The organism is Nocardia sp. KT25-26 (genome assembly GCF_056627695.1).
Window position 1 is genome coordinate 3,313,799 of the sequence record NZ_CM152813.1, and the last position, 24,564, is coordinate 3,338,362.

Annotated in this window: 24 protein-coding genes; 12 read left to right on the forward strand and 12 right to left on the reverse strand. The window is 69.5% G+C overall.

What is annotated here, in order from left to right; all coding sequences use genetic code 11:
* Positions 1–13: 13 nt before the first annotated feature.
* Together AC1HFH_RS15080 and AC1HFH_RS15085 are read right to left on the reverse strand one after the other, a co-directional pair.
* Positions 14–718, reverse strand: a complete 705-nt coding sequence (locus tag AC1HFH_RS15080; protein WP_480243408.1) for a histidine phosphatase family protein — start codon at positions 716–718, stop codon at positions 14–16.
* Between the two features lie 34 nt (positions 719–752).
* Positions 753–1,691 (reverse strand): undecaprenyl-diphosphate phosphatase, encoded by a 939-nt coding sequence (locus AC1HFH_RS15085; RefSeq protein WP_480247858.1) that lies wholly within the window; start codon positions 1,689–1,691, stop codon positions 753–755.
* A 439-nt stretch (positions 1,692–2,130) separates the two neighbouring features.
* Here AC1HFH_RS15085 and AC1HFH_RS15090 point away from each other — a divergent pair, with 439 nt between their 5' ends.
* From AC1HFH_RS15090 to AC1HFH_RS15105, 4 genes are read left to right on the forward strand one after another with little or no spacing between them, the layout of a single operon-like run.
* Positions 2,131–3,108, forward strand: coding sequence for an aldo/keto reductase (locus tag AC1HFH_RS15090; RefSeq protein ID WP_480247859.1), 978 nt, complete (start codon positions 2,131–2,133; stop codon positions 3,106–3,108).
* 17 nt (positions 3,109–3,125) lie between these two features.
* The gene (locus AC1HFH_RS15095) at positions 3,126–4,148 is read left to right on the forward strand and encodes a heme/hemin ABC transporter substrate-binding protein (RefSeq protein ID WP_480243409.1); all 1,023 of its coding nucleotides are present in this window, start codon (positions 3,126–3,128) and stop codon (positions 4,146–4,148) included.
* A 56-nt stretch (positions 4,149–4,204) separates the two neighbouring features.
* Complete coding sequence (locus AC1HFH_RS15100; protein WP_480247860.1) at positions 4,205–5,257, forward strand: FecCD family ABC transporter permease; 1,053 nt, start codon at positions 4,205–4,207, stop codon at positions 5,255–5,257.
* Positions 5,254–6,117: a heme ABC transporter ATP-binding protein gene (locus AC1HFH_RS15105; RefSeq protein ID WP_480243410.1), complete on the forward strand. Its 864-nt coding sequence runs from the start codon at positions 5,254–5,256 to the stop codon at positions 6,115–6,117. Before AC1HFH_RS15100 ends, AC1HFH_RS15105 begins: the two co-directional genes overlap by 4 nt.
* A 4-nt stretch (positions 6,118–6,121) precedes the next feature.
* Here AC1HFH_RS15105 and AC1HFH_RS15110 read toward each other — a convergent pair whose 3' ends face one another.
* Genes AC1HFH_RS15110 through AC1HFH_RS15120 form a run of 3 tightly spaced genes read right to left on the reverse strand, consistent with a single transcriptional unit; the run spans position 6,122 to position 9,142 of the window.
* The gene (locus tag AC1HFH_RS15110) at positions 6,122–8,218 is read right to left on the reverse strand and encodes an MMPL family transporter (RefSeq protein ID WP_480243411.1); all 2,097 of its coding nucleotides are present in this window, start codon (positions 8,216–8,218) and stop codon (positions 6,122–6,124) included.
* Between the two features lie 9 nt (positions 8,219–8,227).
* Positions 8,228–8,761, reverse strand: coding sequence for a WKL family lipoprotein (locus AC1HFH_RS15115; protein ID WP_480243412.1), 534 nt, complete (start codon positions 8,759–8,761; stop codon positions 8,228–8,230).
* 3 nt (positions 8,762–8,764) lie between these two features.
* Positions 8,765–9,142 (reverse strand): hypothetical protein, encoded by a 378-nt coding sequence (locus AC1HFH_RS15120; protein WP_480247861.1) that lies wholly within the window; start codon positions 9,140–9,142, stop codon positions 8,765–8,767.
* Between the two features lie 205 nt (positions 9,143–9,347).
* Between AC1HFH_RS15120 and AC1HFH_RS15125 the strand changes: the two genes are divergently transcribed.
* From AC1HFH_RS15125 to AC1HFH_RS15135, 3 genes are read left to right on the forward strand one after another with little or no spacing between them, the layout of a single operon-like run.
* Complete coding sequence (locus tag AC1HFH_RS15125) at positions 9,348–10,355, forward strand: hypothetical protein (protein ID WP_480243413.1); 1,008 nt, start codon at positions 9,348–9,350, stop codon at positions 10,353–10,355.
* Positions 10,356–10,357: 2 nt separating this feature from the next.
* Positions 10,358–10,597, forward strand: a complete 240-nt coding sequence (locus AC1HFH_RS15130; RefSeq protein WP_480243414.1) for a DUF5703 family protein — start codon at positions 10,358–10,360, stop codon at positions 10,595–10,597.
* 8 nt (positions 10,598–10,605) lie between these two features.
* Complete coding sequence (locus AC1HFH_RS15135) at positions 10,606–11,685, forward strand: quinone-dependent dihydroorotate dehydrogenase (RefSeq protein WP_480243415.1); 1,080 nt, start codon at positions 10,606–10,608, stop codon at positions 11,683–11,685.
* A gap of 21 nt (positions 11,686–11,706) precedes the next feature.
* On the opposite strand, the gene AC1HFH_RS15140 is transcribed toward AC1HFH_RS15135, so the two are convergent.
* On the reverse strand, positions 11,707–12,099 hold the full coding sequence (locus tag AC1HFH_RS15140) for a hypothetical protein (protein ID WP_480243416.1): 393 nt from the start codon (positions 12,097–12,099) through the stop codon (positions 11,707–11,709).
* Positions 12,100–12,354: 255 nt separating this feature from the next.
* Here AC1HFH_RS15140 and AC1HFH_RS15145 point away from each other — a divergent pair, with 255 nt between their 5' ends.
* The 3 genes from AC1HFH_RS15145 to AC1HFH_RS15155 all read left to right on the forward strand — a co-directional run bounded on the left by AC1HFH_RS15145 (position 12,355) and on the right by AC1HFH_RS15155 (position 16,531).
* Positions 12,355–13,830 carry a PfkB family carbohydrate kinase gene (locus AC1HFH_RS15145; RefSeq protein ID WP_480247862.1) on the forward strand — a complete coding sequence of 492 codons (1,476 nt, stop codon included), beginning with the start codon at positions 12,355–12,357 and terminating at the stop codon, positions 13,828–13,830.
* A gap of 128 nt (positions 13,831–13,958) precedes the next feature.
* Positions 13,959–14,600, forward strand: a complete 642-nt coding sequence (locus AC1HFH_RS15150) for a GTP cyclohydrolase II (protein WP_480243417.1) — start codon at positions 13,959–13,961, stop codon at positions 14,598–14,600.
* 101 nt (positions 14,601–14,701) lie between these two features.
* On the forward strand, positions 14,702–16,531 hold the full coding sequence (locus tag AC1HFH_RS15155; protein WP_480243418.1) for an AMP-dependent synthetase/ligase: 1,830 nt from the start codon (positions 14,702–14,704) through the stop codon (positions 16,529–16,531).
* A 73-nt stretch (positions 16,532–16,604) separates the two neighbouring features.
* On the opposite strand, the gene AC1HFH_RS15160 is transcribed toward AC1HFH_RS15155, so the two are convergent.
* Positions 16,605–17,132: a YbhB/YbcL family Raf kinase inhibitor-like protein gene (locus AC1HFH_RS15160; protein WP_480243419.1), complete on the reverse strand. Its 528-nt coding sequence runs from the start codon at positions 17,130–17,132 to the stop codon at positions 16,605–16,607.
* Positions 17,133–17,172: 40 nt separating this feature from the next.
* Positions 17,173–18,486, reverse strand: a complete 1,314-nt coding sequence (locus tag AC1HFH_RS15165) for a M20/M25/M40 family metallo-hydrolase (protein WP_480243420.1) — start codon at positions 18,484–18,486, stop codon at positions 17,173–17,175.
* Positions 18,487–18,873: 387 nt separating this feature from the next.
* Here AC1HFH_RS15165 and AC1HFH_RS15170 point away from each other — a divergent pair, with 387 nt between their 5' ends.
* On the forward strand, positions 18,874–19,785 hold the full coding sequence (locus AC1HFH_RS15170) for an alpha/beta hydrolase family protein (protein ID WP_480243421.1): 912 nt from the start codon (positions 18,874–18,876) through the stop codon (positions 19,783–19,785).
* A 100-nt stretch (positions 19,786–19,885) separates the two neighbouring features.
* On the opposite strand, the gene AC1HFH_RS15175 is transcribed toward AC1HFH_RS15170, so the two are convergent.
* The 4 genes from AC1HFH_RS15175 to AC1HFH_RS15190 form a co-directional block, all read right to left on the reverse strand.
* Positions 19,886–21,667 carry an exonuclease domain-containing protein gene (locus tag AC1HFH_RS15175; protein ID WP_480243422.1) on the reverse strand — a complete coding sequence of 594 codons (1,782 nt, stop codon included), beginning with the start codon at positions 21,665–21,667 and terminating at the stop codon, positions 19,886–19,888.
* A 103-nt stretch (positions 21,668–21,770) separates the two neighbouring features.
* On the reverse strand, positions 21,771–22,577 hold the full coding sequence (locus AC1HFH_RS15180; protein ID WP_480243423.1) for a class I SAM-dependent methyltransferase: 807 nt from the start codon (positions 22,575–22,577) through the stop codon (positions 21,771–21,773).
* A 102-nt stretch (positions 22,578–22,679) separates the two neighbouring features.
* Entirely contained in the window at positions 22,680–22,868 is a 189-nt protein-coding gene (locus tag AC1HFH_RS15185) for a DUF1918 domain-containing protein (protein WP_480243424.1), read from the reverse strand.
* A 67-nt stretch (positions 22,869–22,935) separates the two neighbouring features.
* The gene (locus AC1HFH_RS15190) at positions 22,936–23,529 is read right to left on the reverse strand and encodes a TetR/AcrR family transcriptional regulator (protein WP_480243425.1); all 594 of its coding nucleotides are present in this window, start codon (positions 23,527–23,529) and stop codon (positions 22,936–22,938) included.
* Between the two features lie 56 nt (positions 23,530–23,585).
* Here AC1HFH_RS15190 and AC1HFH_RS15195 point away from each other — a divergent pair, with 56 nt between their 5' ends.
* On the forward strand, positions 23,586–24,449 hold the full coding sequence (locus AC1HFH_RS15195) for an alpha/beta fold hydrolase (RefSeq protein WP_480243426.1): 864 nt from the start codon (positions 23,586–23,588) through the stop codon (positions 24,447–24,449).
* Positions 24,450–24,564: the final 115 nt, after the last annotated feature.

Genomic DNA, 24,564 nt, shown 5'->3' on the forward strand with positions numbered 1-24,564 from the left:
GCACCTCCTGCTGTTACTGGACGCCGTCCACAGTTCCATTATCGCCATCCGACTTCGCGTTCACCTCGCCGCCGGGGGCGGGTGCCGCGACCGCGGCCAGCGCCGACAGATCTGTGCCGGTGTCGTTGATCCGCCACACCGACGGGGCCGTGGCCCCGTAGCGGATAACGCTGATCGAGGCGGGTTCCACCGCGATCCGCTGGAACCCGTCCAGATGCAGGCCGAGCGCATCGGCGAGCACGGATTTGATCACATCGCCGTGCGCGCATGCCAGCCACAGCACGTCCCGCCCGGCCGCGGCGGTGAGCCGCCGCTCGATCTCGCGGACCCCGGCCACCGCGCGCTGCTGCACCTGCGCCAGCCCCTCGCCGTTGGGGAACACCGCGCCCGAAGCATGCCGCTGCACCACCTGCCACAACGGTTCGGTGACCAGTTCGGCCAGCGGCCGGCCCGTCCAGTCGCCGTAGTCGACCTCGATGAGCCGATCGTCGTAGTCCGGGGTCAGGCCGAGTTTGTCCGCCAACGGCTCGATCGTGCTGCGGCATCGCTGCAGCGGTGAGCTCGCGATGTGCTCGATCGGCAGCGGCGCCAGTCGGTCGGCGACCGCCGCCGCCTGTTCGCTGCCGTATTCGGTCAGATCGACGCCGGGGCTGCGGCCCGCCAGGGTACGTGCGGTATTCGACGCAGACATGCCGTGCCGGAGCAGGATCACCGTCATGAGTTTCAGCCTAACCGGGTGTGGCGGTGGCTGTTCAGGTCGCCGAAATCGTGCCGGTCGCCAGCAGGCCCATCACCGCGAGACCGACGATCATCCGGTACCCGACGAACCAGTACATGGAGTGGTTTCCGACGAACTTCAACAGCCACGCCACCGAGGCGTAACCCACCACGAACGACACCACGGTGGCGACCAGCAACTGCGCACCGGATGCGTTCAATCCCTCGCCGGCCGGTTCGAACGCGTCCGGCAGACTGAACAGGCCCGACGCCGTCACCGCCGGGATGGCCAGCAGGAAGGAGAACCGGACCGCGGCCTCCCGCTCCAGGCCCAGGAACAGGCCCGCAGACGAGGTGGCGCCGGACCGCGACACGCCCGGAATCAGCGCGAGACACTGGGCGAATCCCATCACCAGGCCGTCGCGGGTGGTCAGCTGCGTCATCGGGCGGGTCTTCGGCCCGAAATACTCGGCCGCCGCAATCACCAGCGAGAATGCCACCAGCACGAACGACACCAGCCACAGATTGCGGGCGCTGGTGCGGATCTCGTCCTTGAACAGCAGCCCCAGCACGCCGATCGGAATCGTGGCGATGATCACATACCAGCCGATTCGGTAATCGAGCTCGCGTTGTGGATCCGCAGGCACCGCGCCCCCGGCCGGTGGCCGGCCCCCGCTGTACACCGGCAGCTTCGTGGTCACCTGATCGCTGATCGGCACCTGCCGGCCGAACCGGGCCCGCAGCCGCGCCGCCGACTCGGCGAACCACACCCGCACGATCCGGAAGATATCCTTCGCGAAGAAGACCAGGACCGCCGCCTCGGTGCCCAGCTGGGTGACGGCGGTGAACGACGCTCCGGCATCGGCGCCGAAGAACAACTCCGACACGATGCGCATATGTCCGGACGAGGAGATCGGCAGAAACTCCGTGACCCCCTGAACGAGCCCCAACACCAGGGCCTCGATCCAGGTCATCGACTCGCCCACACATCCTCCTGTGTTGAATGGCCGACCTCCGGTCGGCGTGCGGATCGGGCCCTATTAACCCCTCGAATCGACCCTCGAGACTCGCGCCTTCGGCGCATGCGCTTCGAGGGCCGATTCGAGGGGCGGGCCCGATCGTCGCTCGTAAGACTCGCTCCCGACGGGGTTGCGGTGGCCGGACACGTTACGTCGGCTCTCGAACGTGTTCCGCGAGGGGCAGCGCCCGGGGGTGCGAGTGGTGATGCCTTCTTTCCTGAAACAGGACGATACGGGCTGGGCAACACGGATGCCAATTGCCCACGTGTGGGCTGTGACCGGGGTTCCCCGTGCGGGCACGGGTGTCCGCCGGACCGAGTCGAGCCGGTCGTTGCCGGGTTCGGGCGCCGAACCCAACTAAGCTGTGCGCCGTGACGAAAGCGCGGGCGTGGTGATGGAACAGCGGACGGTCGGTGGCAGCGGGCTGCGGGTATCCCGGATCGGGCTGGCCACGCATACCTGGGGCACCCGGACCGACGCGGACGAAGCAGCGGCGCAGCTCACCGCGTTCGCCGAGGCCGGGGGCACACTCGTGGACACCGCACCGGTGTACGGCGGCGGCGCCGCTCAGCACACCCTCGCCCAGCTGCTCGGCGATCTGGTGTCCCGTGACGATCTGGTGCTCAGCGGCAGCGCGGGCGTGATACCGCACCCGCCGGCCGCCGCCACCGACGACACGGTGCCGACGCCGCCGCCGGCCGGGCCGGTCGTCGACTGTTCTCGGCGGACCTTGCTTCGGCAGCTCGACCGCACCCTGCTGGAACTGGGCACCGACCACCTCGACGTCTGGAATGTCGCCGCCTGGGACCCGCACACACCGGCGAGCGAAATCGCCGACACGCTGGCGGCCGCCGTCCGGGCCGGCAAGACCCGCTACGCCGGCGTGCGCGGGTTCACCGCCTGGCAACTGGCCGGACTCGCCGCCATCGCACCGGTGCATGCCGCCCACACGCCCTATTCACTGCTGGCCCGCGGCGCCGAACGGGACCTGGTGCCCGCCGCCCGGCACCACGGGGTCGGAGTGATCGCCTCCGCGCCGCTGGCCGGCGGCATCCTCACCGGCAAGTACCGCGACGGTGTTCCGGCCGATTCGCGGGGTGCGGATTCCGATGCGGCCACCGAGATCCGGCACCACCTGGACGACGACCGCACCACCCGGGTGGTCGAGGCACTCGTCACCGCCGCCGACGGACTGGGCACTTCACCGCTGGCGGTGGCGCTCGCCTGGATCCGGGACCGACCCGGCGTCGCGAGCCTGGTGGTCGGCGCCCGGGACATGGGTCAGCTCACCGGCGTGCTGGCGGCGGAGACGCTGGAACTCCCGGCGGCGATCGGGGCAGCCCTGGACGACGTGAGCGCCCGCACCGAGTGATGGTTAGGCTCGCCTATATGACCTCTGTTCGGGAACGGCCGGTACGGGCGCTGTTGACAGCCCTGCTGGCGGCACTGTTGCTGACCGGATCGGTGGCATGCATCGGCGGCAATACTGCATCGAGTGCCATGACGGCCGGTCCGGCCACCGCGGAACTGCCCGACCTCGACCCGGTCCCGGTCGGCCCGGAGCCCGAGCCTCGGCTGCCCGTGACCGTGTCTTCCTTCGACGGGACCGAGGTCACGGTCACCGACTCCACGCGGATCATCGCGGCCGACCGATACGGCACCCTCGCCCAGATCGTCTGGGCTCTGGGCATGGGCGATCGGCTGGTCGGGCGCAGTACCTCCGCCACCTTTCCCGCGGTCGCCGACCTGCCGAACGTGACCGGTGGCAACGGTAGCCTCAATGTCGAGTCCATCCTGGCGCTGCGCCCGACGGTCTTCCTCACCGACACCACCAGTGCCTCCCCGGCCGTGCGGGAACAACTGCGCGCCGCCGGCCTCACCGTCGTCTACTTCGACCCCGAACGCCGGATGGACGGCGTGCTCCCGCAGATCGAAGCCGTCGCCGCGGCGCTCGGCGTCCCCGACGCCGGACAGGCGCTCGCCGAACGCACCGACGGCGAGATCCGGGCCGCCCGTGCCGCCGTTCCGGACCGGCCGGCTCCCCGGATCGCCTTTCTCTACCTGCGCAGCACCGCGATCACCATGATGGCGGGGCCCGGCTCCGGCGCCGACGCGCTCATCGAGGCGATCGGCGGGGTCGACGCAGGGACCGCCGCCGGGCTCACCGAACCGTTCACCGCGATCACCAGTGAGGCGATGATCGGTGCGGCACCCGACGTCCTGCTGGTGATGTCGGACGGGCTGGAATCGGTCGGCGGCGTCGACGGCCTGCTGCAGATCCCCGGCATCGCCCAGACTCCGGCCGGCCGGCAACGCCGCGTGGTCGACATGTCCGATGCCGTCGTGCTGAGCTTCGGCCCCAACACCGGCCGGGTCATCACCGCGCTGGCCGACACCGTCTACGCGTCGTGAGCGAGCGAACCGATGCCGCACCACCGCCGGTGATCACCGACAGCACACCCGACCCGATGCCGAAATCGGCCGGGCGGCGCTCCCGGATCACCCTCGTCTTCGGGCTGTCCGTGGCCGCACTGCTGGTGCTCGCGATGCTCTCGGCAACCCTCGGCCAGGTGCCGACCACCCCCGCCGAGGTCTTCGGCAGCATCACCCACCGGATCGGCCTGGATCTCGGGCCGATGCCGGCGCACCCCGCCGGGGACGTGACCCTGTGGCAGGTGCGGTTTCCGCGGGTCCTGCTCGCCGTCCTGGTGGGCGCTGCCCTGGCCACCGCCGGCGCCCTGCTGCAGGGCGTGTTCGCCAATCCACTCGCCGAACCCGGCGTCATCGGGGTGTCGGCGGGTGCGGCCGTCGGCGCCGGGACCGTCATCGTGATCGGCGGCGCGTTCGTCGCGGCCTGGTCGGTGGCCGCCGCCGCCTTCGTCGCCGGGCTGGCCACCACCGCGCTGGTCTACCTGCTGTCCCGTTCCGGCGGCCGCACCGAAGTGGTGACGTTGATCCTCACCGGCGTCGCCATCAACGCCTTCGCCGGTGGCCTGATCGCCCTACTGTTGTTCATCGCTTCCCCCGCCGCCCGCGATCAGCTGGTGTTCTGGCAGTTGGGCAGCCTCAACGGCGCCACCTGGGATGCGGTCACGGTCGTCGCCGTGCTCACCGGGGCCGGGCTGGCCGCCGCGATTCTGATCGCCCGCCGGCTGGATCTGCTGGCCCTGGGCGAATCGTCGGCCCGGCACCTCGGCGTGGACGTCGAACGGCTGCGCCGCAACACGATCGTCGTCGTTGCAGTACTCGCCACCGCCGGTGTCGCATTCACCGGCATCATCCTGTTCATCGGCCTGATCGTGCCGCATCTGGTGCGGATGCTGGTCGGCCCAGGGCACCGGGTGCTGATCCCGCTCAGCGCGGTCGTCGGCGCCGTGGTCCTGCTGGTGGCCGACGTCGCCGCCCGCACGCTGGTCGACAACGCCGATCTGCCGCTGGGGATGCTCACCTCGCTCATCGGCGGCCCGTTCTTCTTCTGGCTGCTGCGCCGGACCAGGGCTCGATCGGGAGGCTGGGCATGACGAAGGGGTCGGGCGTGATCGGGCTCGCCGGCCTGTTCGGCCACGAGGAACAGGTGCCGGAACCGCCGCAGCGCGGCACCGTGACGCTGCGCGCCCGCGGCATCACCGTGACCCGCCGCGGCCCGCACGGCCCGCGGCGGGTTCTCGACGATATCGGCTTCGAAGTCGCCGCCGGGCAGATCGTGGCGCTGGTCGGCCCGAACGGCGCCGGAAAATCGACGCTGCTGGCGGTACTGGCCGGCGAGCTCGCCCCGGATGCGGGCACCGTGAAACTCGAAGGGCACGCCCTGGACCACTGGTCGCCGGTGGAGATGGCCCGGCGCCGGGCCGTGCTGCCGCAATCGCATACCGTCGGATTCCCGTTCACCGTGCGCGACGTGGTGGCGATGGGGCGCGCACCGTGGCTGCGCACACCGGCCCGCGACCGCGACGCCGAACTCGTGACGGCCGCGCTGGCCGCCACCGATGTCACCCACCTGGCGGAACGCACCTTTCCGTCGCTGTCCGGCGGCGAACGCGCCCGGGTGGCGCTGGCCCGAGTGCTGGCCCAGGACACGGCGACATTGCTGCTCGACGAACCGACCGCGGCGCTGGACCTCGGCCACCAGGAGTCGGTGCTCCAGTTGGCCGCGCAACGGGCCGCCGCCGGCAGCGCCGTCGTGGTGGTGGTCCACGACCTCGGGGTGGCCGCCGCCTACGCCGACCGGGTGGCCGTACTCGACGACGGCCGCGTCGCCGCCGAGGGGCCACCGCGTGCCGTGCTCACCACCGAACTCCTCACCCGGGTCTACCGGCATCCGGTGGACGTGTTCGACCATCCGGTGACCGGGGCGCAACTGGTACTGCCGCAGCGGAACTGAACCGTCAGCGCCAGATGATCTTCAGGACCGCGGGGGTGAGCACCATCCGGATCACGGTGGCGTCGATGATCAGGGCCACGATCATCCCGTAGGCGATGTACTTCATCAGCACCAGATCGGAGAAGCCGAATGCGCCGGTGACCACGATCAGAATCGCTGCCGCCGACGTGATCACGCTGCCGGTGTGCGCCACGCCGTAGCGGATCGCTTCCGGGGCGTCGGCGCCGTCTGCGCGCGCCTCCGCGATCCGGGACAGCAGGAACACCTCGTAGTCGGTGGACAGTCCGAACACCACGGTGACGATCAACGCGACCACCGCGAACATCAGCGGGCCCGGTGTGAATCGGAACAGGTCCGCGCCGTGGCCCTGCACGAAGATCCAGGTGAGCACGCCCAGTGTCGACACCAGGCTGAGACCGCTCATCAGCACGGCCTTCACGGCGAGCACCACCGAGCGGAAGGCCACGACCATCATCGCCAGGGCCGCCGCGACGAGGAGCGCCACCAGTAGCGGCAGCCCCCGCAGCAGCCCGTTGATGCTGTCTCGTTCCAGGGCCGGGATTCCGGCGACCATGACCTGCACCCCCGGTGGTTCGGGCAGGGCGCGCAACTGTTCGATCACCCGGTCCGCGTCGCGTTTCTCGGCGAGGCCGGCGCTCAGCACATTGAGGTCGTCCTTGGTGGGCGCGGCCGGTTCGAACCGGCCGATGAGGCCCGGGACCTGGTTCGCGGCATAACGGATCTCGCCCAGCTGCTGGGGATCCGCGCCGACGATCACCAATTTGAGGGGTTCGGTGCGGAACATCGGGAAGAGCCGGTCGAAGTCCTCCTGCGCCACGCGGGCCGGATTGTCCGCGGACAGATACTTCTCACTGATGCCGCCGAATTCGATGTACCGCATCGGAACGGCCAGCGCGAGCAGGGCCAGCACGATCGGGACGGCGACCGCCCAGGGCCGCCGCATCGACCACGACGCCAGCCGTGAGAAGAATCCGGCGTCGATCTGTTCCGGCGTCTTGCTGCGGGAGAAGCGTCGCCAGCCCAGGAAATCGATCCGATGACCGACGATGCTCAGCGCCGCGGGCAATGCGGTGACCGACAACAGCGCGGCCAGCAGGACCGCACTGATTCCGCCGTAGGGCACCGACCGCAGCACGCCGTTGGGGAAGATGAACAGCGCGGCCAGGCTCAGCGCGATGATCGCCGCCGAGAACAGGACGGTCCGCCCGGCGGTGGCGACCGTACGGGCGCAGGCCTCTTCGAGGTCGCGTCCGGCGGCCAGTTCCTCCCGGAACCTGGTGACGGTGAACAGTCCGTAGTCGATGGCGAGCCCCAGACTGACCAGGGTCATCACCGCGCTGGCGAAGACATTGACCTCGATGTGGTCGGTCAGCAGCCGCATGATGCCGGTGGTTCCGAGGATCGTCATACCGCCGATGAGCACCGGCAACAGAGCGCCGACCACACCGCCGAATACGAAGTACAGCAGCACGGCGACCAGCGGCATCGCGATCAGCTCGGCCCGCCGGATGTCGTGCTGCATCCCGATGTTGATGCCCTCGACGATCGGCTGCAGGCCCGCCAGCTGCACGGTGGTTCCGCCCGGCCCGGCGCCCGGCCCGCCGGCGCCGAGATGCTCCTTGATCGCCAGATAGTTCTCCACGGTGGCGGTGCCGCCACCACCTTCCAGGCCGACACTGGCGAATGCGTGCGTACGGGATGCGTCTGCGGCCTGCGCCGAAAACGGGCTGTCCCAGTAGCTGTCGATCTTGTGGATGCGGTCGGGGAACCGTTCGTCCAGGTCGGCCAGTGCGCCGGTGACCGCTGCCCGGATCGGCGGGTCGTCGACGGTGCTGCCGGGCGGAACCGTGTAGATCAGGATCAGGTCGCTGTCGGTGTCCCGGCCGAAGGTGGCGTCGGCGAGTTCCGAGGCGGCCACCGATTCGCTGCTCTCGTCGAACCAGCCTTCCTGGGTGTAACGACCGCCCAGATCCCGGCCGAACCAGGCCGAGAGCAGCACCAGGAAGAGGAACACGCCCAGCACCGGAAAACGATGGCGATGGACGAAGCGGCCCCACCGCAGGCCGTAGGTGTCACGCATAGAGCTGGGTCAGCCGCACGCCGGAGTGTGATAGTCGGCGGACCGCAGGATCCCGCACAGATCGGTGCGGGAGATCTTCCAGGTGCCGTCGATGGCGACGAAATGCACCACCGTGGTGCGCACGTTCTCCCCCGATCCGTCCTTGTCCAGCCGCATCGTGGCGGTCAAGGTGCCGTCGCGATTGTCGAACACCGGGTCGACGACCCCGTACACCGCATGCGGGTTGTCCCGGAGCGCCTCGTACATGTCCGGGATGGCGTCGACGAAATCCGCGCCGTCCTCGATCAGGGCGGTTCGTTCGCTGTCCGGCAGTGCCGGATCCAGCGCCCGCTTGATCTGGGCGTCCAGGTCCGCAGCGGACGGGATCGGCGGATTGGCCAGCGTCGACGACGCCGCGACCGACGACGACCAGGAGGACTGGGCGGCCGATCGAGCGGCGGCGACATCGGCCTCGTCGGCGCCCGGGCTGCAGCCGGTACTCCCGATCAGGGCCGTCAGGCAGGCGGCGGCCCCGAAGGCCCGGGCGGCAAATGTGTACGACATCACTTACTGAATACCATCACCGGTCGTGGGGCGGTCCCAGGCGGCGCCGATCCGGCCGAGCAGGCTCCAGACCGACGAGGCGGCGCCGTCGGCGCCGGTCGGTACGGCGTGCGGCACCAGGTCGCGGACGAAGGCGATGATGCTGCGTTCGTCGTCGAGGTCGATCTCGGTCACCGTCGACCGGGTCCATGCGACCACATCGTCGGGGCCGGGAACCTGCTCACCCAGGTCGGCCCGGTAGATCTCCAGGTCGAGCACACCTGCGACGGTCCGGAAGGCGAACAACCGGCCGTCCCCGGTGTCGCCGAAGCCGTGTGCGTAGGGCCCGACCGTGACGTCGTCGACACGGAACCCGCCGGCCGCACGCGGCGCGGCCGGCATCGGCACCGTCGGCTGCCCGGGCGATTCCCGAGCGCTTCTCTCCGTACTCAGCTGCTCGCCCCTTCACCTCGTCGCGGACATGTCAACAGTATCGCCCGGCACCGACGGAATCGCCGAGCCGCCACCCCGGCGCAATCGGCATGTCACCCGTCATGGTCAGATGGTGATCACGTGGTCGCTACTGGTGAGTTGAGGAGTTCGGTGCATGCGCGCTCGTGATTGGTCCGCCGCCGCGCTGGCCGGGGTGGCGGCCCTGGTGACGCTCACCGGATGCGGTTCCGACTCCGGCCGCCCGGATGTGCCGACCCGTCCGGCAGCGACCGCCGCGGTCGCGCCGGAGCCGTCCGAGGCGCCGGCGGGTGATCTCGTGATCGAGGATCTGGCGGTGCGTGCGCTGCAGGCCGAGCCGGAAACCGGCACCCTCGGCGCCCTGGCTGCGGACTCCGGGGTGCTGTGGCTCATCGACCCGGACGATGGCGCGGCACGATCGGTCGAACTGCCGGCGCCCGGTAACGCCGTGTCCCCCGGGGCGCCGGGAGAGCTGCTCGTCGCTGCGCCGGACCGGGTGCTCCGGGTGAAGGTGGCCGACGGCGCGGTCACCGAGGTTCCGGTCGACGGAGATGTGCAGAGTGTGCAACTGAGCAGCAGCGGCACCTTCCTCGCCGGATTCGCCGACGGCGCGGTACGGGAGCTCACCGCCGACGGCACCGTGCAGCGCACCGTGACCGGCCTCGTTTCCGCCGATGTCGTGGCCGTCGCCGGTTCCGAGGTGACGGTCCTGGATCGCCGCCAGACCACGATCACCGAGGTCGGGACGGAACGGCTCGGACTCGCCCTGCGCACCGGGGACGGCGCCACCAACGCCGTCGCCGACCCGCACGGCCGGATCCTCGTGACCGACACCGCCGGCGGTGAGCTGCTGGTGTACGGCACCGATCCACTCGTCCTGCGTCAGCGCTTCCCGGTAGGATCTTCTCCTTACGCCCTCGCCTACGATCCGCGCTCGGACACGGTTTGGGTGACGCGCACCGAGCGCAACGACGTCGTCGGCTACACGCTCTCGACCGGAATCCCGGTCGAGGTCGGGCGGTACGCGACCGTGCGCCAACCCGATTCGGTGACGGTGGATCCACGTACCGGCGACCTGTACGTCGGCTCCGCCACCGGTGCCGGGGTGCAGCGGATCGGTGCGGTGGACAGAGGAGGGCAGTGACGGTGGCAGCACGTTCGACCATCCCGGCGCATTGGGAAACCAGCGATGACGACTACGAATACGTGCCCTTGCGGTTGCCCGCGGACGTCACGCGGGTGACCGCCTCGATGCGGCTCGCCATCCAGGCCGAATTCGGCGGCTGGGAGCTGTCCCGGGTGCGCGCCTACACCGACGGAAGCCGTCGGGTGCTGCTTCGCCGCCGTAAGACCGCCGCTCTACCCGTGCCCGATCCCGGAGTGTGAATCACCGTATGTACCGGCTCTTGTTACGCCTGATGTTCCTGCTTCCGCCGGAGCGGATCCATCACCTCGCCTTCGCCGCGATGCGGGCGGCCGCCTGGTTCCCGCCGACCCGGTGGCTGCTGCGGACCGTGCTGCGGGTCGACGATCCGATCCTGCGCACGACGGCGTTCGGGGTCGAATTCCCCGCACCGCTCGGGCTGGCGGCCGGCTTCGACAAGAACGCCGACGGCGCCGACGCCTGGGGCCCGATGGGATTCGGTTTCGCCGAGATCGGCACGGTCACGGCGCAGGCGCAGCCGGGCAACCCGGCGCCGCGCATGTTCCGGTTGCCCGCCGATCACGCCCTCGTCAACCGGATGGGTTTCAACAACCACGGGGCGGCCGCGGCGGCGGCCCGGCTGCACGGCAGCGCGCCGACCGTGCCGATCGGGGCCAATATCGGCAAGACCAAGGTGGTCTCCGGCGCCGATGCGGCCGCGGATTACGCCACCAGTGCCCGGCTGCTCGGCCCGCTGGCCGACTTCGTCGTCGTCAACGTCTCCTCCCCCAACACTCCGGGGCTGCGGGATCTGCAGGCCGTCGAATCGTTGCGCCCGATCCTGCGTTCGGTGCTCGATGTGGTGCGGGTACCGGTGCTGGTGAAGATCGCCCCGGACCTGTCCGACGAGGACATCGACGCCGTGGCCGATCTGGCCGTGGAGCTCGGGCTGGCGGGCATCGTCGCCACCAACACCACCATTCGCCGCACCGGGCTGGCGACGCCTGCGGCCGAGGTCGAGGCGATGGGAGCGGGCGGCCTGTCCGGCCCGCCGGTCGCGGACCGGTCCCTGGAAGTGCTGCGCCGCCTCTACCGGCGGGTCGGTGACCGGCTGGTGCTGGTGTCGGTCGGCGGTATCGAGACCGCCGACCAGGCCTGGGAACGGGTGCTGGCCGGTGCGAGCCTGCTGCAGGGGTTCACCGGTTTCATCTACGGCGGACCGTTCTGGGCCCGCCGGATCCATCGGGGCCTGGCCGATCGGTTGCGGGCCGGCGGCTATCGAACGCTGGCCGACGCGGTCGGCGCGGAACATCGGACCGCAGCCCGCTGAGCCGACTCGCCCTCGGTGCCGCTACCCCGAGACGCGGGGCACGCGGCGCATCCCGAAACCTGCGCTCCGCCGGTACCCCGGCCCGGGTTGTCGGGGCGGGGTTTCGGAGCCGGCCCGGTCCCCCTGCCGAGACAGTCGCTCCGCCATCCGCCGGGCGATCCGGATGAGGGCCTGCTGCCAGAGCATCCCGAGCCGATCGGCGCAGAGATCGATCCGAGCGTGCGTGAATCGATCGTGGATCAGGGCCGGATCGCTGAGCAGATCGTCGATCTCCACGCCGGCGCGGGCTTGTTCATGAGTGAGGACCCGGTCGGGTAGCCAGGTCAGTCGCCAGCTGTGCGGATCTCGGGAATCCCGGTGGGCGAATTCCGGGCTGCGGTCGGTGGTGATCGAGAGGCCGTCGTCAATGATCATGTCGGACTCGATTCGAGACGGTGCCGGATTGCGGCGGGTGCGGGTGGTGCGGGTGGGACCTCCTGATCGGTGACGGGATCGCGTCGGTGGCCGGGCTGTGGACCTCCGGCGCCCCGGCGGTCAGTTGACCCACCCTGAGTGTGGCAGTTGCCTTTTGTAGCGGTCAATTGCCATTGTGATGAGAGAATTGCCGGACCGGGATTCCGCTAAACCCGGCTGACGCATCGAAACCTGGCTGGGAGGCGCACCGTGCCGATGGTTCCGCAGGACGCTCGCATCACCGCGATCCGCAGCATCCTGATGCGGCTCGGAAAATATGCGGGCCTCAGCGCCGACCGCCTGCAACACACCGAGATCGATATCGCGCCGCTGCTGGAACTGCTGCCGGTGCGGCGGTACGCGCGCCGCGCCGCGGTACCCGCCGAGGAGGCGATCCTCCCGGTGGTGCGCGACGTCGCCCAGCGGCTGCCCGCGACCGATCGCCTGGTCGTGGACTCGGTGCTGTCGCTGGGACTACTCCGCAGCGCCGCGCCCGCCGACCTGGACCCGGACCGGCTCTACGCCGAGAACCTCGGTGACCGCCGCGAATACCTGGCGGCCCAGTGGACGGAGTTGCATGCGGCCGTTTCCGCCGACCACACTCCCCCGGCGCCCACCGTCAAACGACTGCGCACCACCGTCGAACAGCAGGCATTCACAGCACTGGCCGGGCTCCTGGCAGGCGACTCCGGGTATCCCGTCGAACACGCGACACACCCGCCGGCCCCGCCACGGCGCCGCGGCACCGTGGTGGTCTTCGGCGATGCGGTCATCGACCACATCTACCGGGTCGAAACCTTCCCGGCTGCTGAAACCGACGCCACCGGGACCTTCATCGGTCATCCCGGCGGCAAAGGCCTCAATCGGGCGGTTGCCGCGGCCCGGCTGGGGCTGGATGTCCACTTGGTCGCCGCCATCGGTGAGGACCACTACGGCAGGCAGATCCTCGAATACCTCGAGCGCGAGCGCGTGCGCACCGATCTGATGAAGGTGGTGCCGTTCGCATCGACCCCCGTCACCGCAGTCGTCATGAACTCGGGTGGCGAATCCCGGCTCATCGCCTGTCGCGACTCCCGGATCCAGCTGCAGAACGAGGATCTGCAGCGCCCCGGCCTGGGCGCCGCGGTGTCCGGAGCGGATGCGGTGGTGCTGACCTTCGAATCGCAATCCGCCGTCGTGGAGCAGGTGCTCGCCACCCTGGCCGATGCGGAACGGGTGGCACCCACGCCCCCGTTGCTGATGTGCCCGACGCCCGCCCTTGCGGTACCGCAACGCCTCTACCAATACCTGGGCACCGTCGACTACCTGATCGGCACCTCCGGCGAGCTGCGAGCCCTGCTGCCGGATGTGATCGATCGCGGCGACGGTACAGAACTCGAACGCATGCTGCACGGCCTCGGCGTGGGCACGGTATGCCTGGTCGAGGACTTCCGGGCCCGGGTATCGCGGGACGGCACGCAGATCGACATCGATCATTTCCCGCAGGTGCTGAAGGCCTCGGTCGGCGCCGCGGCGGCGTTCACCGGGGCGCTCATCGATCGGGTGGTGCGCTCCGAGAGCCCGCTCACCGCAGCCGATTTCACCTGGGCCACCGCCGCGATGCTTCCGACCCAGAACCTGGGCGCGGTGGCCACGTCGATGCCCACGACCGCCGATATCGACCGGATCGTCCGCCTGTACATGCCACGCTGACCCGGGCACCGCGGACACCGGACCGGGCTGCCGCGCGAGACCGGAGCACCGGGGGTAGAGTCGCGGCGAAATGTCGTTCGGACCGATTCGGCAGTGCGGTCGGCTGCCCCGGCAGGCTCGGAGGATCGTTGACCATTCTGGTGCCCCACGACGAGACGATGTCGACGGTGGAAACGGCGCCGACCGGGGCCGAAACGCGGCACCGGTTGAGCCGCAACGGTGCGGAACTGCCGATCCGGGTGCTCGAGATCGCCGACCGGGACAACGGCGGACACCTACTGATCTTCGGTGAACCCACCCAGCACTGTCTGGTGCGCGTGCACTCGCGATGCCTCTACGGCGATGTCCTCGGCTCCGACGACTGCGATTGCGGTGACGAACTGACCCGCTCGATGGACCTCATCCAGGACGAGGGTTGCGGCGTACTGGTGTACCTGGAGCAGGAGGGGCGTGGCGCCGGCCTGGTGGCCAAGGCACGGGGGTACCGGGAGAGCGAACTCCACGGCGCGGACACCTTCACCAGCTACGAGCGGCTCGGCCTGCCGGTGGACTCCCGCGACTACGGCCCGGCGGCGCGTGCGCTGCGCGACCTCGGGCTCCGGCAGATCCGGTTGCTCACCAACAACCCCGACAAGCAGTCGGCCCTGGCCGAGGCCGGGCTGGGCGTGGAGCGGGTGCCGTTGATCGTCGGTGCACGTAGTCAGCGGGGCCGCGACTACCTCGAAGCCAAACGGACCCGCCGACGGCATCTGCTTCCGGCTCCGGAGTAACAACCACCACAATCCCAAATGTCCGGTTACCATGAGTGACACACGCCACATGGCGGCACGCCGCTGCGGCGTGCATCTTGTACGGCAACCGGGACAGGGATATGACAGCAGACATCGGATTCGCGCACGCCTCCGGAACCACGGTGCACACCGTGCCCGCCGCATTCCAGCAGACCGCAGCGCTGCGGCCGGATCAGGTGGCCCTAAGGACGGTGGGTGGCACCACCGAGATCACCTGGCGCGAATACGCCGAACACGTGCGCACCCTCGCGGCCGGGCTGGCCGGGCTCGGTGTCGGGCACGGCGACACGGTCGGGATCATGCTGACCAACCGGCCCGAGTTCAACCTGATCGACACCGCCGTCCTGCACCTGGGCGCGACCCCGTTCTCGGTGTACAACACCAGCTCGCCGGAGCAGATCGCGCACGTCTTCGGCAACGCGGGCAACAAGGTCGTCGTCACCGAACAGGCGTTTCTGGATGCGGTGCGCTCCTCGGGCGCCGAGATCGAGCACCTGATCCTGGTCGACGGCCCGGCCGAAGGCACCCGCACCCTTGCCGACATCGAGGACAATCCGGCCGCGGACTTCGATTTCGATGCCGCCTGGCAGGCGGTGCAGCCGCAGGATCTGGCCACCCTCATCTACACCTCGGGCACCACCGGACCGTCCAAGGGCGTGGAACTGACCCACAGCAATGTGCTCGCCCAGGTCGACGGCCTCGTGCACGGACCGCTGCCGGTCGGTTTCGACGACCGCGCGGTGTCCTACCTGCCGGCGGCCCACGTTGCCGATCGGATCTCCGCGCACGCGATGAGCCTGCTGACCGGGATCCAGATCACCACGGTCCCGGATCCGCGCGAGATCGCGGCGGCCCTGCCCGATGCCCGGCCGACCGCGTTCTTCGGTGTGCCGCGGGTGTGGCAGAAGATCAAGGCGGGTATCGAGAACAAGCTGGCCGAAGAGCCCAGCCCGGTGAAGAAGGCCCTCGCCAACTGGGCGATCGGGGTCGGCGTGGCCCAGGCGCGGGCCCGGTTGTCCGACTCCGGCGGTTCACCGCTACTGGGCATCCAGCACAAGCTGGCCGAGGCTCTCGTGCTGTCCAAGCTGCGGGCGGCGCTCGGGTTCGACGAACTGAAGGTCGCCGCATCCGGCGCGGCACCGATCCCGCCGGAGACCCTGGAGTACTACCTGGGCCTCGGCTTCTCCGTCAGTGAGGTGTGGGGCATGTCGGAGACCTCCGGCGTCGGCACCTACACCGAACTCGACAAGCCCCGGCCCGGGTCGGTCGGCCGGGCCATGACGGGTATGGAGCTGCGGCTCGGCGAGGACGGCGAAGTCCTGGTGCGGGGTCCGATCATCACCCACGGCTACCGCAACATGCCGGAGAAGACCGCCGAGGCGATCGACGACGAGGGCTGGCTGCACACCGGCGACGTCGGCACCCTCGATGCCGACGGCTATCTGCGGATCGTGGACCGCAAGAAGGAACTGATCATCACCGAGGCGGGCAAGAACATCCCGCCGTCCAATATCGAGAACGCCGTGAAGGCGGTGTCCTCGCTGGTGGCGCAGGTGGTCGCGATCGGCGAGGCGAAGCCCTACATCACCGCGCTGATCACCCTCGACCCGGATGTGATCGCGGTGCGGGCCAAGGAACTCGGCGCCACCGACGCCGATATCGCCACCCTGGTGCAGCGCTCGGAGATCGTCGACGAGGTGCAGGCTGCGGTCGCCGCCGGCAACCGCAAGCTGGCCCGGGTGGAGCAGATCAAGCGCTTCCGCATCATCCCCGCGGTATGGGAGCCGGGCGGCGACGAGCTGACCCCGAAACTCTCGCTCAAGCGCGTACCGATCGCGAACAAGTACGCCGACCGGATCGAGGAGCTGTACGCGTCGACACCGCCCGAGGGTGTCATCGACGTGAAATAAGCCGAACGGCGCGGTACACAGCACTGTGGGTGGCTCCCGGACAGGTCCGGGAGCCACCCACAGGCGTCTGCGGTTACTTCACCTCGTAGGTGCCGACCAGGGTGGCGCGCCCCAGCGTGTGCGAGAAGAGGTTGAAACCGAGGAATGCGGGCGTTGCGTCCGGGCCGACCTCGAGGATGTCCACGTCGACGGCGTGCACCACGACGAAGTAGCGGTGCGGGCCGTGCCCGGCCGGCGGGGCGCAGCCGACGTATCCGGCGAAGCCGCCGTCGTTGCGCAGCATCACTGCCCCCTCGGGCAGCGTGCCGCCTTCACTACCGGCACCGGAATCGAGTTCGGTGACCGAGGCCGGGATGTTCGCGACCGCCCAGTGCCAGAATCCCGAGGCGGTCGGTGCGTCCGGGTCGTACACGGTGACCGCGAAGCTGCGGGTGCCCTCCGGGAACCCGGACCAGGACAACTGCGGCGAGATGTCCTTGCCACCGGCGCCGAACACGCCGGAGACCTGGTCGTTGTGCACCGGCTGGCCGTCGGTGATGTCGGCCGAGGTGACCGTGAAGGACGGCACCTCCGGGAGCGCGTCGTAGGGGTTGTAGCTCATCTGTGCTCCATCGGTTGACGGGTCGGTCGGGCTGTCGTGATCAGCTGTTCAGCAGGAAGTGTTCCATCACCCGGGTGCCGAACTCGAGCGAGGTCACCGGCACCCGCTCGTCGACTCCGTGGAACAGGGCGGTGAAGTCCAACTCCGGCGGCAGCTGCAGCGGTGCGAAACCGAAGCAGCGAATCCCCAAGCGGGCGAACGCCTTCGCATCGGTTCCGCCGGAGAGCATATAGGGGACCGTCCGCCCGTCGGGGTCGTGGGCGAGTACGGCGGCGTTCATCGCGTCGACGAGGTCGCCGTCGAAGGTGGTCTCGTAGGAATCCAGCTTGGTGATCCATTCCCGTTCGACATCGGGGCCGATGAGGGCATCGACCTCGCGTTCGAACTCCGCCTGCCGGCCGGGCACGATCCGGCAGTCCACCACGGCCTCCGCGGTCTGCGGGATGACATTGGCTTTGTAACCGGCCTGCAGCATCGTGGGATTGGCGGTATCGCGGAGGGTGGCACCGATGATCCGCGAGATCGTGCCCAGTTTGGCCAGCTGACCCTCGATATCGGGACCGTCCGGATCGAACTGCAGGCCGCTCTCCTCGGTGACGGCGGCCAGGAACTCGGCCACCGAATCGGACAGCACCAGGGGAAAGGTGTGCCGCCCCAGCCGCGCTACCGCCTCCGCGAGAATGGTCACGGCATTGTCCTCGTGCAGGAAGGAGCCGTGCCCGGCGCGGGCCTTGGCACGCAACCGCATCCAGCCCAGCCCCTTCTCCGCCGTTTCGACCAGGTAGAGGCGGCGTTCACCGCCGTCGGGCCGCGGCACCGTCAGCGAGAAGCCGCCCACCTCCCCGACCGCCTCGGTGACACCGTCGAACAGGTCGGGCCGGTTGTCCACCAGCCAGTGCGAGCCCCATTTGCCGCCGTTCTCCTCGTCGGCGAGGAAGGCGAAGACCAGATCGCGGGGCGGCACGATGCCCTCGGCCTTGAACTGCCGGGCGACGGCCAGGGTCATGCCGACCATGTCCTTCATGTCCACGGCGCCACGCCCCCAGACGTAGCCGTCGCGCACCGCACCGGAGAACGGATGCACACTCCAGTCGGCGGCCTCGGCCGGGACCACATCCAGGTGCCCGTGGATCATCAGGGCTCCACGGCTGCGGTCGGCCCCCGGCAGGCGGGCGAAGACGTTACCCCGGCCGTCCATCCCGGATTCGACGTACTCGGTGTGGTACCCGACTTCCTGCAGCTGGTCGGCTACCCATTGCGCACATTCGCGCTCACCGCAGGTGGTCGCCGGATCACCGGTATTGGACGTGTCGAACCGGATCAGTCTGCTGACCAGATCCACCACCTCGTCCACCGCACGTGACCGAGTATTCGAAGTTCCCGCACCGGATGTCGTCACGGTCTCTTTCCTACCACTCGCGGTGGTCCCGGTCCCACGGCCGACATGCGGCGGCTTGTCGACGCCTGCCGCTGCGCCGGTCGGGTACCGGAGGTCGGCGACCGGGTCACGAACCCGGCAGCAAATGTTGCCCATCGAATGCTATGTGCGGCACGGCGTGCGTCATCGCACCGTGTGCAGCACCGGTTCCGGTGTCGATTGTGTCGGAAAACAGCCGGACAACAGAGCTGACTCGCCGGAGAATCCGGCCGCAGTCCGACTCGCCACACCGCGAAATCCCAGATAACTGAGCAGTGGCGGGCTACTACTGAGAAGGACTCTCCACCTTCGAGGAGGCACGGTATGCACCTGTCGACCCGGCGGAAGGCCTCGATGGTCGTGGCGATGCTGGTCGCCTGCATCGCGGCGAGCAGCGGTTCGGCCGGATCCGCTCCCCCACCACCGCCGGCGCCGGTCGCAGATTCCGTCCCCGCCGCCCACTCGTTGCGGGTCGACTACGGCACGGATCCGGATCAGTACGGGCTGTTGCACCTCCCGGCCGCACCGGCACCGCATCCTGTGGTCGTGCTGGTGCACGGCGGCGGCTGGCGGCAGGCGCACGATCTGCACGAACTCGAGCCGATCGCCGAATCCCTCACCGCACGGGGTGTGGCGGTATGGAATATCGAATACCGGCGCGTCGGCGGCGCCGGCGGCTGGCCGGCCACACCCGAGGACGTGGCCGCCGCCACCGACGCCCTCGCCGGCGCCGTCCAGGCCGCTGCCGATGATCGCCTGGACCTGAACCGGGTACACATCGCCGGCCACTCCGCCGGTGGCCAGCTGGCGGCCTGGGCGGCGAGCCGGCACACCCTGCCGCCGGGCACGCCGGGCGCCGCGCCGGTGGTCGCCGTCCGCAGTGCGACGATCATGGCCGGCGTGCTCGACATGGCGCTTGCCGCCTCCGTCGGCGACCACTTCGTACGCGACTTCCTCGGTGGCCTCCCGATGGAACGCCCCGACCGCTACGCCCTCGCCTCCCCCACCGAGCGGCTCCCGATCGACATCCCCGTCACCGCGGTCCACGGCAGCAACGACCACGTCGTCGCCCCCGCCCAGGCGCACCTGTACACCACCGCCGCCACACTCGCCGGCGACCCGGCCACCGTCCGGATCCTGGACGGTGTCGGCCACAACGAATTCCGCGACCCCGCTTCCCCCGCCTGGCAGGCCACCCAGCAGATCATCCTCGACCACATCGCGGACGAACGCTGACCCTGCCGCAGTGCAACCGGGTCGGTCGGTGTCGGATACGACCGACCGCCGAGGGCCTGTCGCGACGCCGACAGTCCGTACCACGTTCGGCCCACCGGAGTCAGTCGTCGACGTCGACGCCGTAGCCGCGAGCCAGTTGGGCAAGCCCGGTCTCGTAACCCTGGCCGACGGCACGGATCCGCCAGGTATCGCCACGGAGATACATCTCCGCCAGCAGCATGGTGCGTTCTGCGGTAGCCGCGTCGAGCGTGGCACGCAGTGCGGTAGCGGCCTGCACACCCGGTGCGATCTCGATTTCGATGGCTCCGACGTCACCGAACGTCACTCCGGTTCCGTCGAGTGATGCAGCGAAGACGACCTTCCGGCAGTGCTCCGGCAGGTCGTCGAGAGCTGCTTCGATCGTCTGCTCGTTCGGCCCGTCCAGCGACAGCCGGATGCCGGACGCATCCGGCTGGTTGTAGAACACGAAGTCCGCACTGTCGGCGACCTGCTCACGTTCGTCCACCAGGAAAGCGACGACGTCGATCTCCCACTGTCCGGACTGAACCCAGGACGCACGCATCGCCCATGTCGCGCCTTCCGCCGTTTCGGGCAGGTCGACCACTTGGCCACGGGACAGCACGGTCGGATCGTCCGCGGGGATCGCATCGCCGCCGGGGACATCGGGGGCGGCGCTCCGGGCCTGGTCCAGCAGCTCCGGTCCGTGGATCGGCAGCCCGAGATCTCGTGCCTTGGCGACGCGGCGATCGTCGAGCGCCTCCGGGAACACAAGCAGGTCGCTCACCCGTGCCGACATGTTGATCGCAGCAGACCCGCCGAGGGCGGCGACCCGCTCGCGGGCACCGGCGGCTCGGTCGTGGTCGGTCGAGATCACCAGCACGCGACGCCCGGACAAGGGGCCCTGCAGTTGCTGACGCCGAGTACGCCGTACAGCCGCGGCTCCGGTCTTCGGAGCCCCGGACCGGACGGACTGCAACAGGGTGAGATAGCGCTGATGGCCCACGAGCGGCGTTCCGTACTCGGCGGCGTTGCGGGCCTTGTTGCTGCCGGAACCCGGGTCGTCGGTGACGAGCAGGCTGGTGCGCCGGCTGACCGAGCCGGTCACTTCCAGGCCCGCCGCCTCGGTACGGGCAGTCAGGTCGGCGCGGTCGTACCGGGATTCGCCGGTGAACGCGACCTTCATTCCCTGAACGAGAACACCATCCGCGGCGAGGCGCCCGGGATACACGAACGGACACGGCGATTTGTGGGTACGGCGGGCCGTCGGCCACCGGTTGCCGCGCCTGTTGTCGTCTTTCGGCGGGCACGCCAACAACGGTGGTGCGATACCCAGGCGGGCTGCATCCGCGACCAAGGCCGGCAGGACTCGGGCCAGCACGCGCGTGTCGTCCAGCGCATCGTGGGCGCGTACCGATTCCACGCCGTAGTGCCGGGCCAGAGTGGCCAGGCGGCAGTCCGGTGTCGGCGGTGCGACGCGGCGCGCCAACGCCAGTGTGCACATCCGCTGTGGAACCGGTAGAACGCCGCCATGGCGGTCGAACTCGCGGGCCAGGAACCCGTAGTCGAATCGCGCGTTGTGCGCGACCATCACCTGTCCGTCCAGCAGATCTGCCAGTTCTGCTCGGACATCTTCGAACCGCGGAGCGCCGCGAAGCCGGTCGGCGGTCAGGCCGTGGATGTGGACCGGACCGGGATCGCATCCGGGGTCGACCAAGGTGTGGAACTCACGTTCCACGTGCCCCGCGACGTCCAGGCGGAGTGCCGCGACGGACACGACACGATCGGTCGCGGCCTGTAGTCCCGTCGTCTCCACATCCACCACGGTGAACGCCCCGAAACCGATCCCATGGACTTCGTCGTCGACAGTTGGAGTGCTGTGCATGGTGATGCCATCGCTGAAATTGCCGATAGCGTTGCACGCGTGCCGAACTCGGGCGAAAAGTCGGGTTCTCGATGCTGTCCGACGGTCCGTGCCCCGGGGCGTATCAACGCCGGCTGCTGATCCGGGTGATCGTCGGTGGCATGTTCCGCAGGACCGGGGCGCGGTCGAACAGCGGCTTCAGGCGCGCCAGGGGGCCGCGTGGTGGGCCGTAGTGGCAGACCTGGACCGAGGCGATCCGGGGACTCCAGCTGTGGGTCGCCTTCGGCAGATCGTCGAAGGTGGCACCCCACGGCATCGGGGGCGCGGTGTAGTGGTCGGTTTTGCGGAAACCGGCGAGCGTCTTGCGGGAGAACCAGGGCGGGATCGCGTCGAACATCAGCTCGACCTCGTCGAATCGGTCGAATACGGCGGCCACCAGGGTGCGGACCTGTTCGGCGGCGAAGTACATGAACAGGCCCTGCGCGGTGACGAAGACCGGGCCGGCCGGGATTTCGTCCAGCCAGGCCGGGTCCAGGGCACTGCAGGCGAGGTGGCGGCACCGGCCGGTGGCGGGCAGCAGCCGGTCCCGGACCGCGATGGATTCGGGCACGTCGACACACACCCACTGCACGGTGCCGTTGTCGCAGCGCTGGAATTGGGTCTCCAGTCCGGCGCCGAGTTCCACGACGGTGCCCTGAGCATGATCGGCCAGCCACGGCCGCAGCGCATCGTCGAACAGCCGTGATCGCATGGCGTGGGTCCCGTCGGGTGGGCCGAAGCTGCGTTCGTAGTCGTAGTCGATCGCCTCGTAGAGGCGGATCGCGGCCGGGTCGTGCAGGATCGCGTCGGGGCGTTTCGCCTCGGTGGCGCGATTGTGCAGGGTCCACAGCATGGTTTCGGGGACGTCTGTCAGATGCACCGACTCGGCCATGCGGTAAGGCTACCCTGATAACGCGGTCGGGTGGCTGTTACGTCGAGCACCCACGACCTCCGGCCCGCGGGGGCGCGCCGGTGCGAATCGCGAGGTGCCGATCTACGGGTGCGGTGCGGGCTCGATCACCGTATCGGGGCCGGGAAACATCAGCGATTCGTGGCCGTCGTCGAACCGCACGAGGTAGGGCGGGTGCCCCTCCGGTCCGTGCACCTCGATGATCCGGCCGTGCTGATCCCCCTGCCCCACCACGTGTCCGTGCACGAGCAGTCGGTCTCCGACATGGGCCATCATGCCCTCATTATCGTCGGCCCGTCCGGTCCGCGACAAGACATCGACCCGACACCCGCCGGTCCACTCACCGTCCGGGGGCCAGTACCGCCGCGGCATGTGCGGCCATCGCCCGGCCGGCCGAATGCAGTGGCTCCGCCGAGCGCAGGGTGCGCCCCAGGATGAATGCGCCCTCCAGGGCGCAGAGCACGGCCGTGAACAGGTCGGCGCGGTGCTGCTCGGGCACTCCCCGGCGGGCGAGGTAGTCGCTGCCCTGCCGGATCCAGTCGGCGATCACCTCGGCGGCCACCTCGCGCAGGGCGGGCTCGCTGTCGGCGATCTCACCGGCCACGGTGCCGACCGGGCACATGTTCATCCAGCCGGTCTGCTCCAGGGTTTCGGCCGCCTCGGCGAACGCGGCGGCAATCGCTGTCGGCAGGTCCTGGTGCGGATCCATCAGCAACGGCAGCAGCTGGATGTAGGCCGCCCCGCTCCGGCGTAGTGCCTCGGCCGCCAGTTGCGGCTTCCCGCCGGGAAAGTGGTGGTAGAGCGAGCCCATCGGGGCGTCGGCGGCCACGGTGATCTCTTTGACGGTGACGGCGCTGTACCCGCGGGTGCGCATCAGCTCGGCGACCGCGGTCACCAGGCGGTCGCGGGTGGGTGTTGACAGTCGGTCGGCCACCACTCGATACTAGAGCAAACGCACTAGAGCAAACGCTCTAACGGAGGGATGGTGCCGTGCCGACCGTCGAATTGCCCGCCGGGCGCATCCACTACGCCGAACGCGGACACGGGCCGGCAGTGGTGCTGCTGCACGGCCTGTTCATGAACCACACCGTCTGGGATCGGGTGCTGGACCGGCTACCCGACGGCTTTCACTACGTGCTGCCCGATCTGCCGCTCGGTTCCCACCCCGAACCGATGCGGCCGGGCACCGACCTGAGCCTGGCGGGCCTGAACCGGCTCGTTGCCGACTTCCTGACGGCCCTGGATCTGGAGAATGTGACACTGGTGCATTCCGATTGGGGTGGCGCCCTGTTTCTCACCTCGTACGGTCTGGACGAGCGCATCGCCCGGCTGATCGTGCTGCCGAGCGAAGCGTTCGACAATTTCCCACCGGGCCTGCCCGGCCGGATGGCGAAACTCGCGACCCGGCTGCCGGGCGGTATCGCCCTCGCTCTGCGCCAGCTGCGCATCGGATGGCTGCGCCGCACGCCGTTGCTGTTCGGCTGGATGGCCCGCCGTCCGCTCCCGGGCGATCTGGTCCGCGGCTGGACCGAACCCGGACTGCGCGACCCTGCGATCCGTGCCGACGTGCGCGCCTACGGTCGATCCCGATTCGATGCCGGCGAGTTGATCGCGCGCACCGAGCGGCTCGCCGACTTCCCCGGCCCCGCCCTGATCCTGTGGTCCTCGGACGGCAAGGTGATGCCGCGGGCACATGGACGCCGACTTGCCGATCTGCTCCCGGCCGGGCGGCTGGTGGAGATCGACGACGCGTATGTGCTGTCGATGCTGGACCGGCCCGACGCCGTCGCGGCCGCGATGACACGGTTCCTCACCGGACACCACGCCTGTGAATCATCTTCGCGCCACGGGTGACGCGGTCGGACAGCGCATTTCGAACGTGGCTGCGATCTGCCCGGTACCCTCGCGAGGGTATACCGCACGCCGAACCGAGGGGGAACGATGGGTGAGGACGCCGTATCGCCGGCCG

Bases quoted from the DNA above. Each gene is read 5' to 3' on its own strand.
- AC1HFH_RS15120 (WP_480247861.1), bottom strand. From the start codon at position 9,142: ATGCCGGCCGCGCCGCGTGCGGCCGGCGGGTTCCGTGTCGACGACGTC.
- AC1HFH_RS15140 (WP_480243416.1), bottom strand. From the start codon at position 12,099: ATGATCATTGACGACGGCCTCTCGATCACCACCGACCGCAGCCCGGAA.
- AC1HFH_RS15110 (WP_480243411.1), bottom strand. From the start codon at position 8,218: ATGCGTGACACCTACGGCCTGCGGTGGGGCCGCTTCGTCCATCGCCAT.
- AC1HFH_RS15085 (WP_480247858.1), bottom strand. From the start codon at position 1,691: ATGACCTGGATCGAGGCCCTGGTGTTGGGGCTCGTTCAGGGGGTCACG.
- AC1HFH_RS15080 (WP_480243408.1), bottom strand. From the start codon at position 718: ATGACGGTGATCCTGCTCCGGCACGGCATGTCTGCGTCGAATACCGCA.
- AC1HFH_RS15180 (WP_480243423.1), bottom strand. From the start codon at position 22,577: ATGGCCGAGTCGGTGCATCTGACAGACGTCCCCGAAACCATGCTGTGG.
- AC1HFH_RS15155 (WP_480243418.1), top strand. From the start codon at position 14,702: ATGACAGCAGACATCGGATTCGCGCACGCCTCCGGAACCACGGTGCAC.
- AC1HFH_RS15105 (WP_480243410.1), top strand. From the start codon at position 5,254: ATGACGAAGGGGTCGGGCGTGATCGGGCTCGCCGGCCTGTTCGGCCAC.
- AC1HFH_RS15090 (WP_480247859.1), top strand. From the start codon at position 2,131: ATGGAACAGCGGACGGTCGGTGGCAGCGGGCTGCGGGTATCCCGGATC.
- AC1HFH_RS15175 (WP_480243422.1), bottom strand. From the start codon at position 21,667: ATGCACAGCACTCCAACTGTCGACGACGAAGTCCATGGGATCGGTTTC.
- AC1HFH_RS15095 (WP_480243409.1), top strand. From the start codon at position 3,126: ATGACCTCTGTTCGGGAACGGCCGGTACGGGCGCTGTTGACAGCCCTG.
- AC1HFH_RS15135 (WP_480243415.1), top strand. From the start codon at position 10,606: ATGTACCGGCTCTTGTTACGCCTGATGTTCCTGCTTCCGCCGGAGCGG.
- AC1HFH_RS15185 (WP_480243424.1), bottom strand. From the start codon at position 22,868: ATGGCCCATGTCGGAGACCGACTGCTCGTGCACGGACACGTGGTGGGG.
- AC1HFH_RS15145 (WP_480247862.1), top strand. From the start codon at position 12,355: ATGGTTCCGCAGGACGCTCGCATCACCGCGATCCGCAGCATCCTGATG.
- AC1HFH_RS15125 (WP_480243413.1), top strand. From the start codon at position 9,348: ATGCGCGCTCGTGATTGGTCCGCCGCCGCGCTGGCCGGGGTGGCGGCC.
- AC1HFH_RS15160 (WP_480243419.1), bottom strand. From the start codon at position 17,132: ATGAGCTACAACCCCTACGACGCGCTCCCGGAGGTGCCGTCCTTCACG.
- AC1HFH_RS15115 (WP_480243412.1), bottom strand. From the start codon at position 8,761: ATGTCGTACACATTTGCCGCCCGGGCCTTCGGGGCCGCCGCCTGCCTG.
- AC1HFH_RS15170 (WP_480243421.1), top strand. From the start codon at position 18,874: ATGCACCTGTCGACCCGGCGGAAGGCCTCGATGGTCGTGGCGATGCTG.
- AC1HFH_RS15100 (WP_480247860.1), top strand. From the start codon at position 4,205: ATGCCGAAATCGGCCGGGCGGCGCTCCCGGATCACCCTCGTCTTCGGG.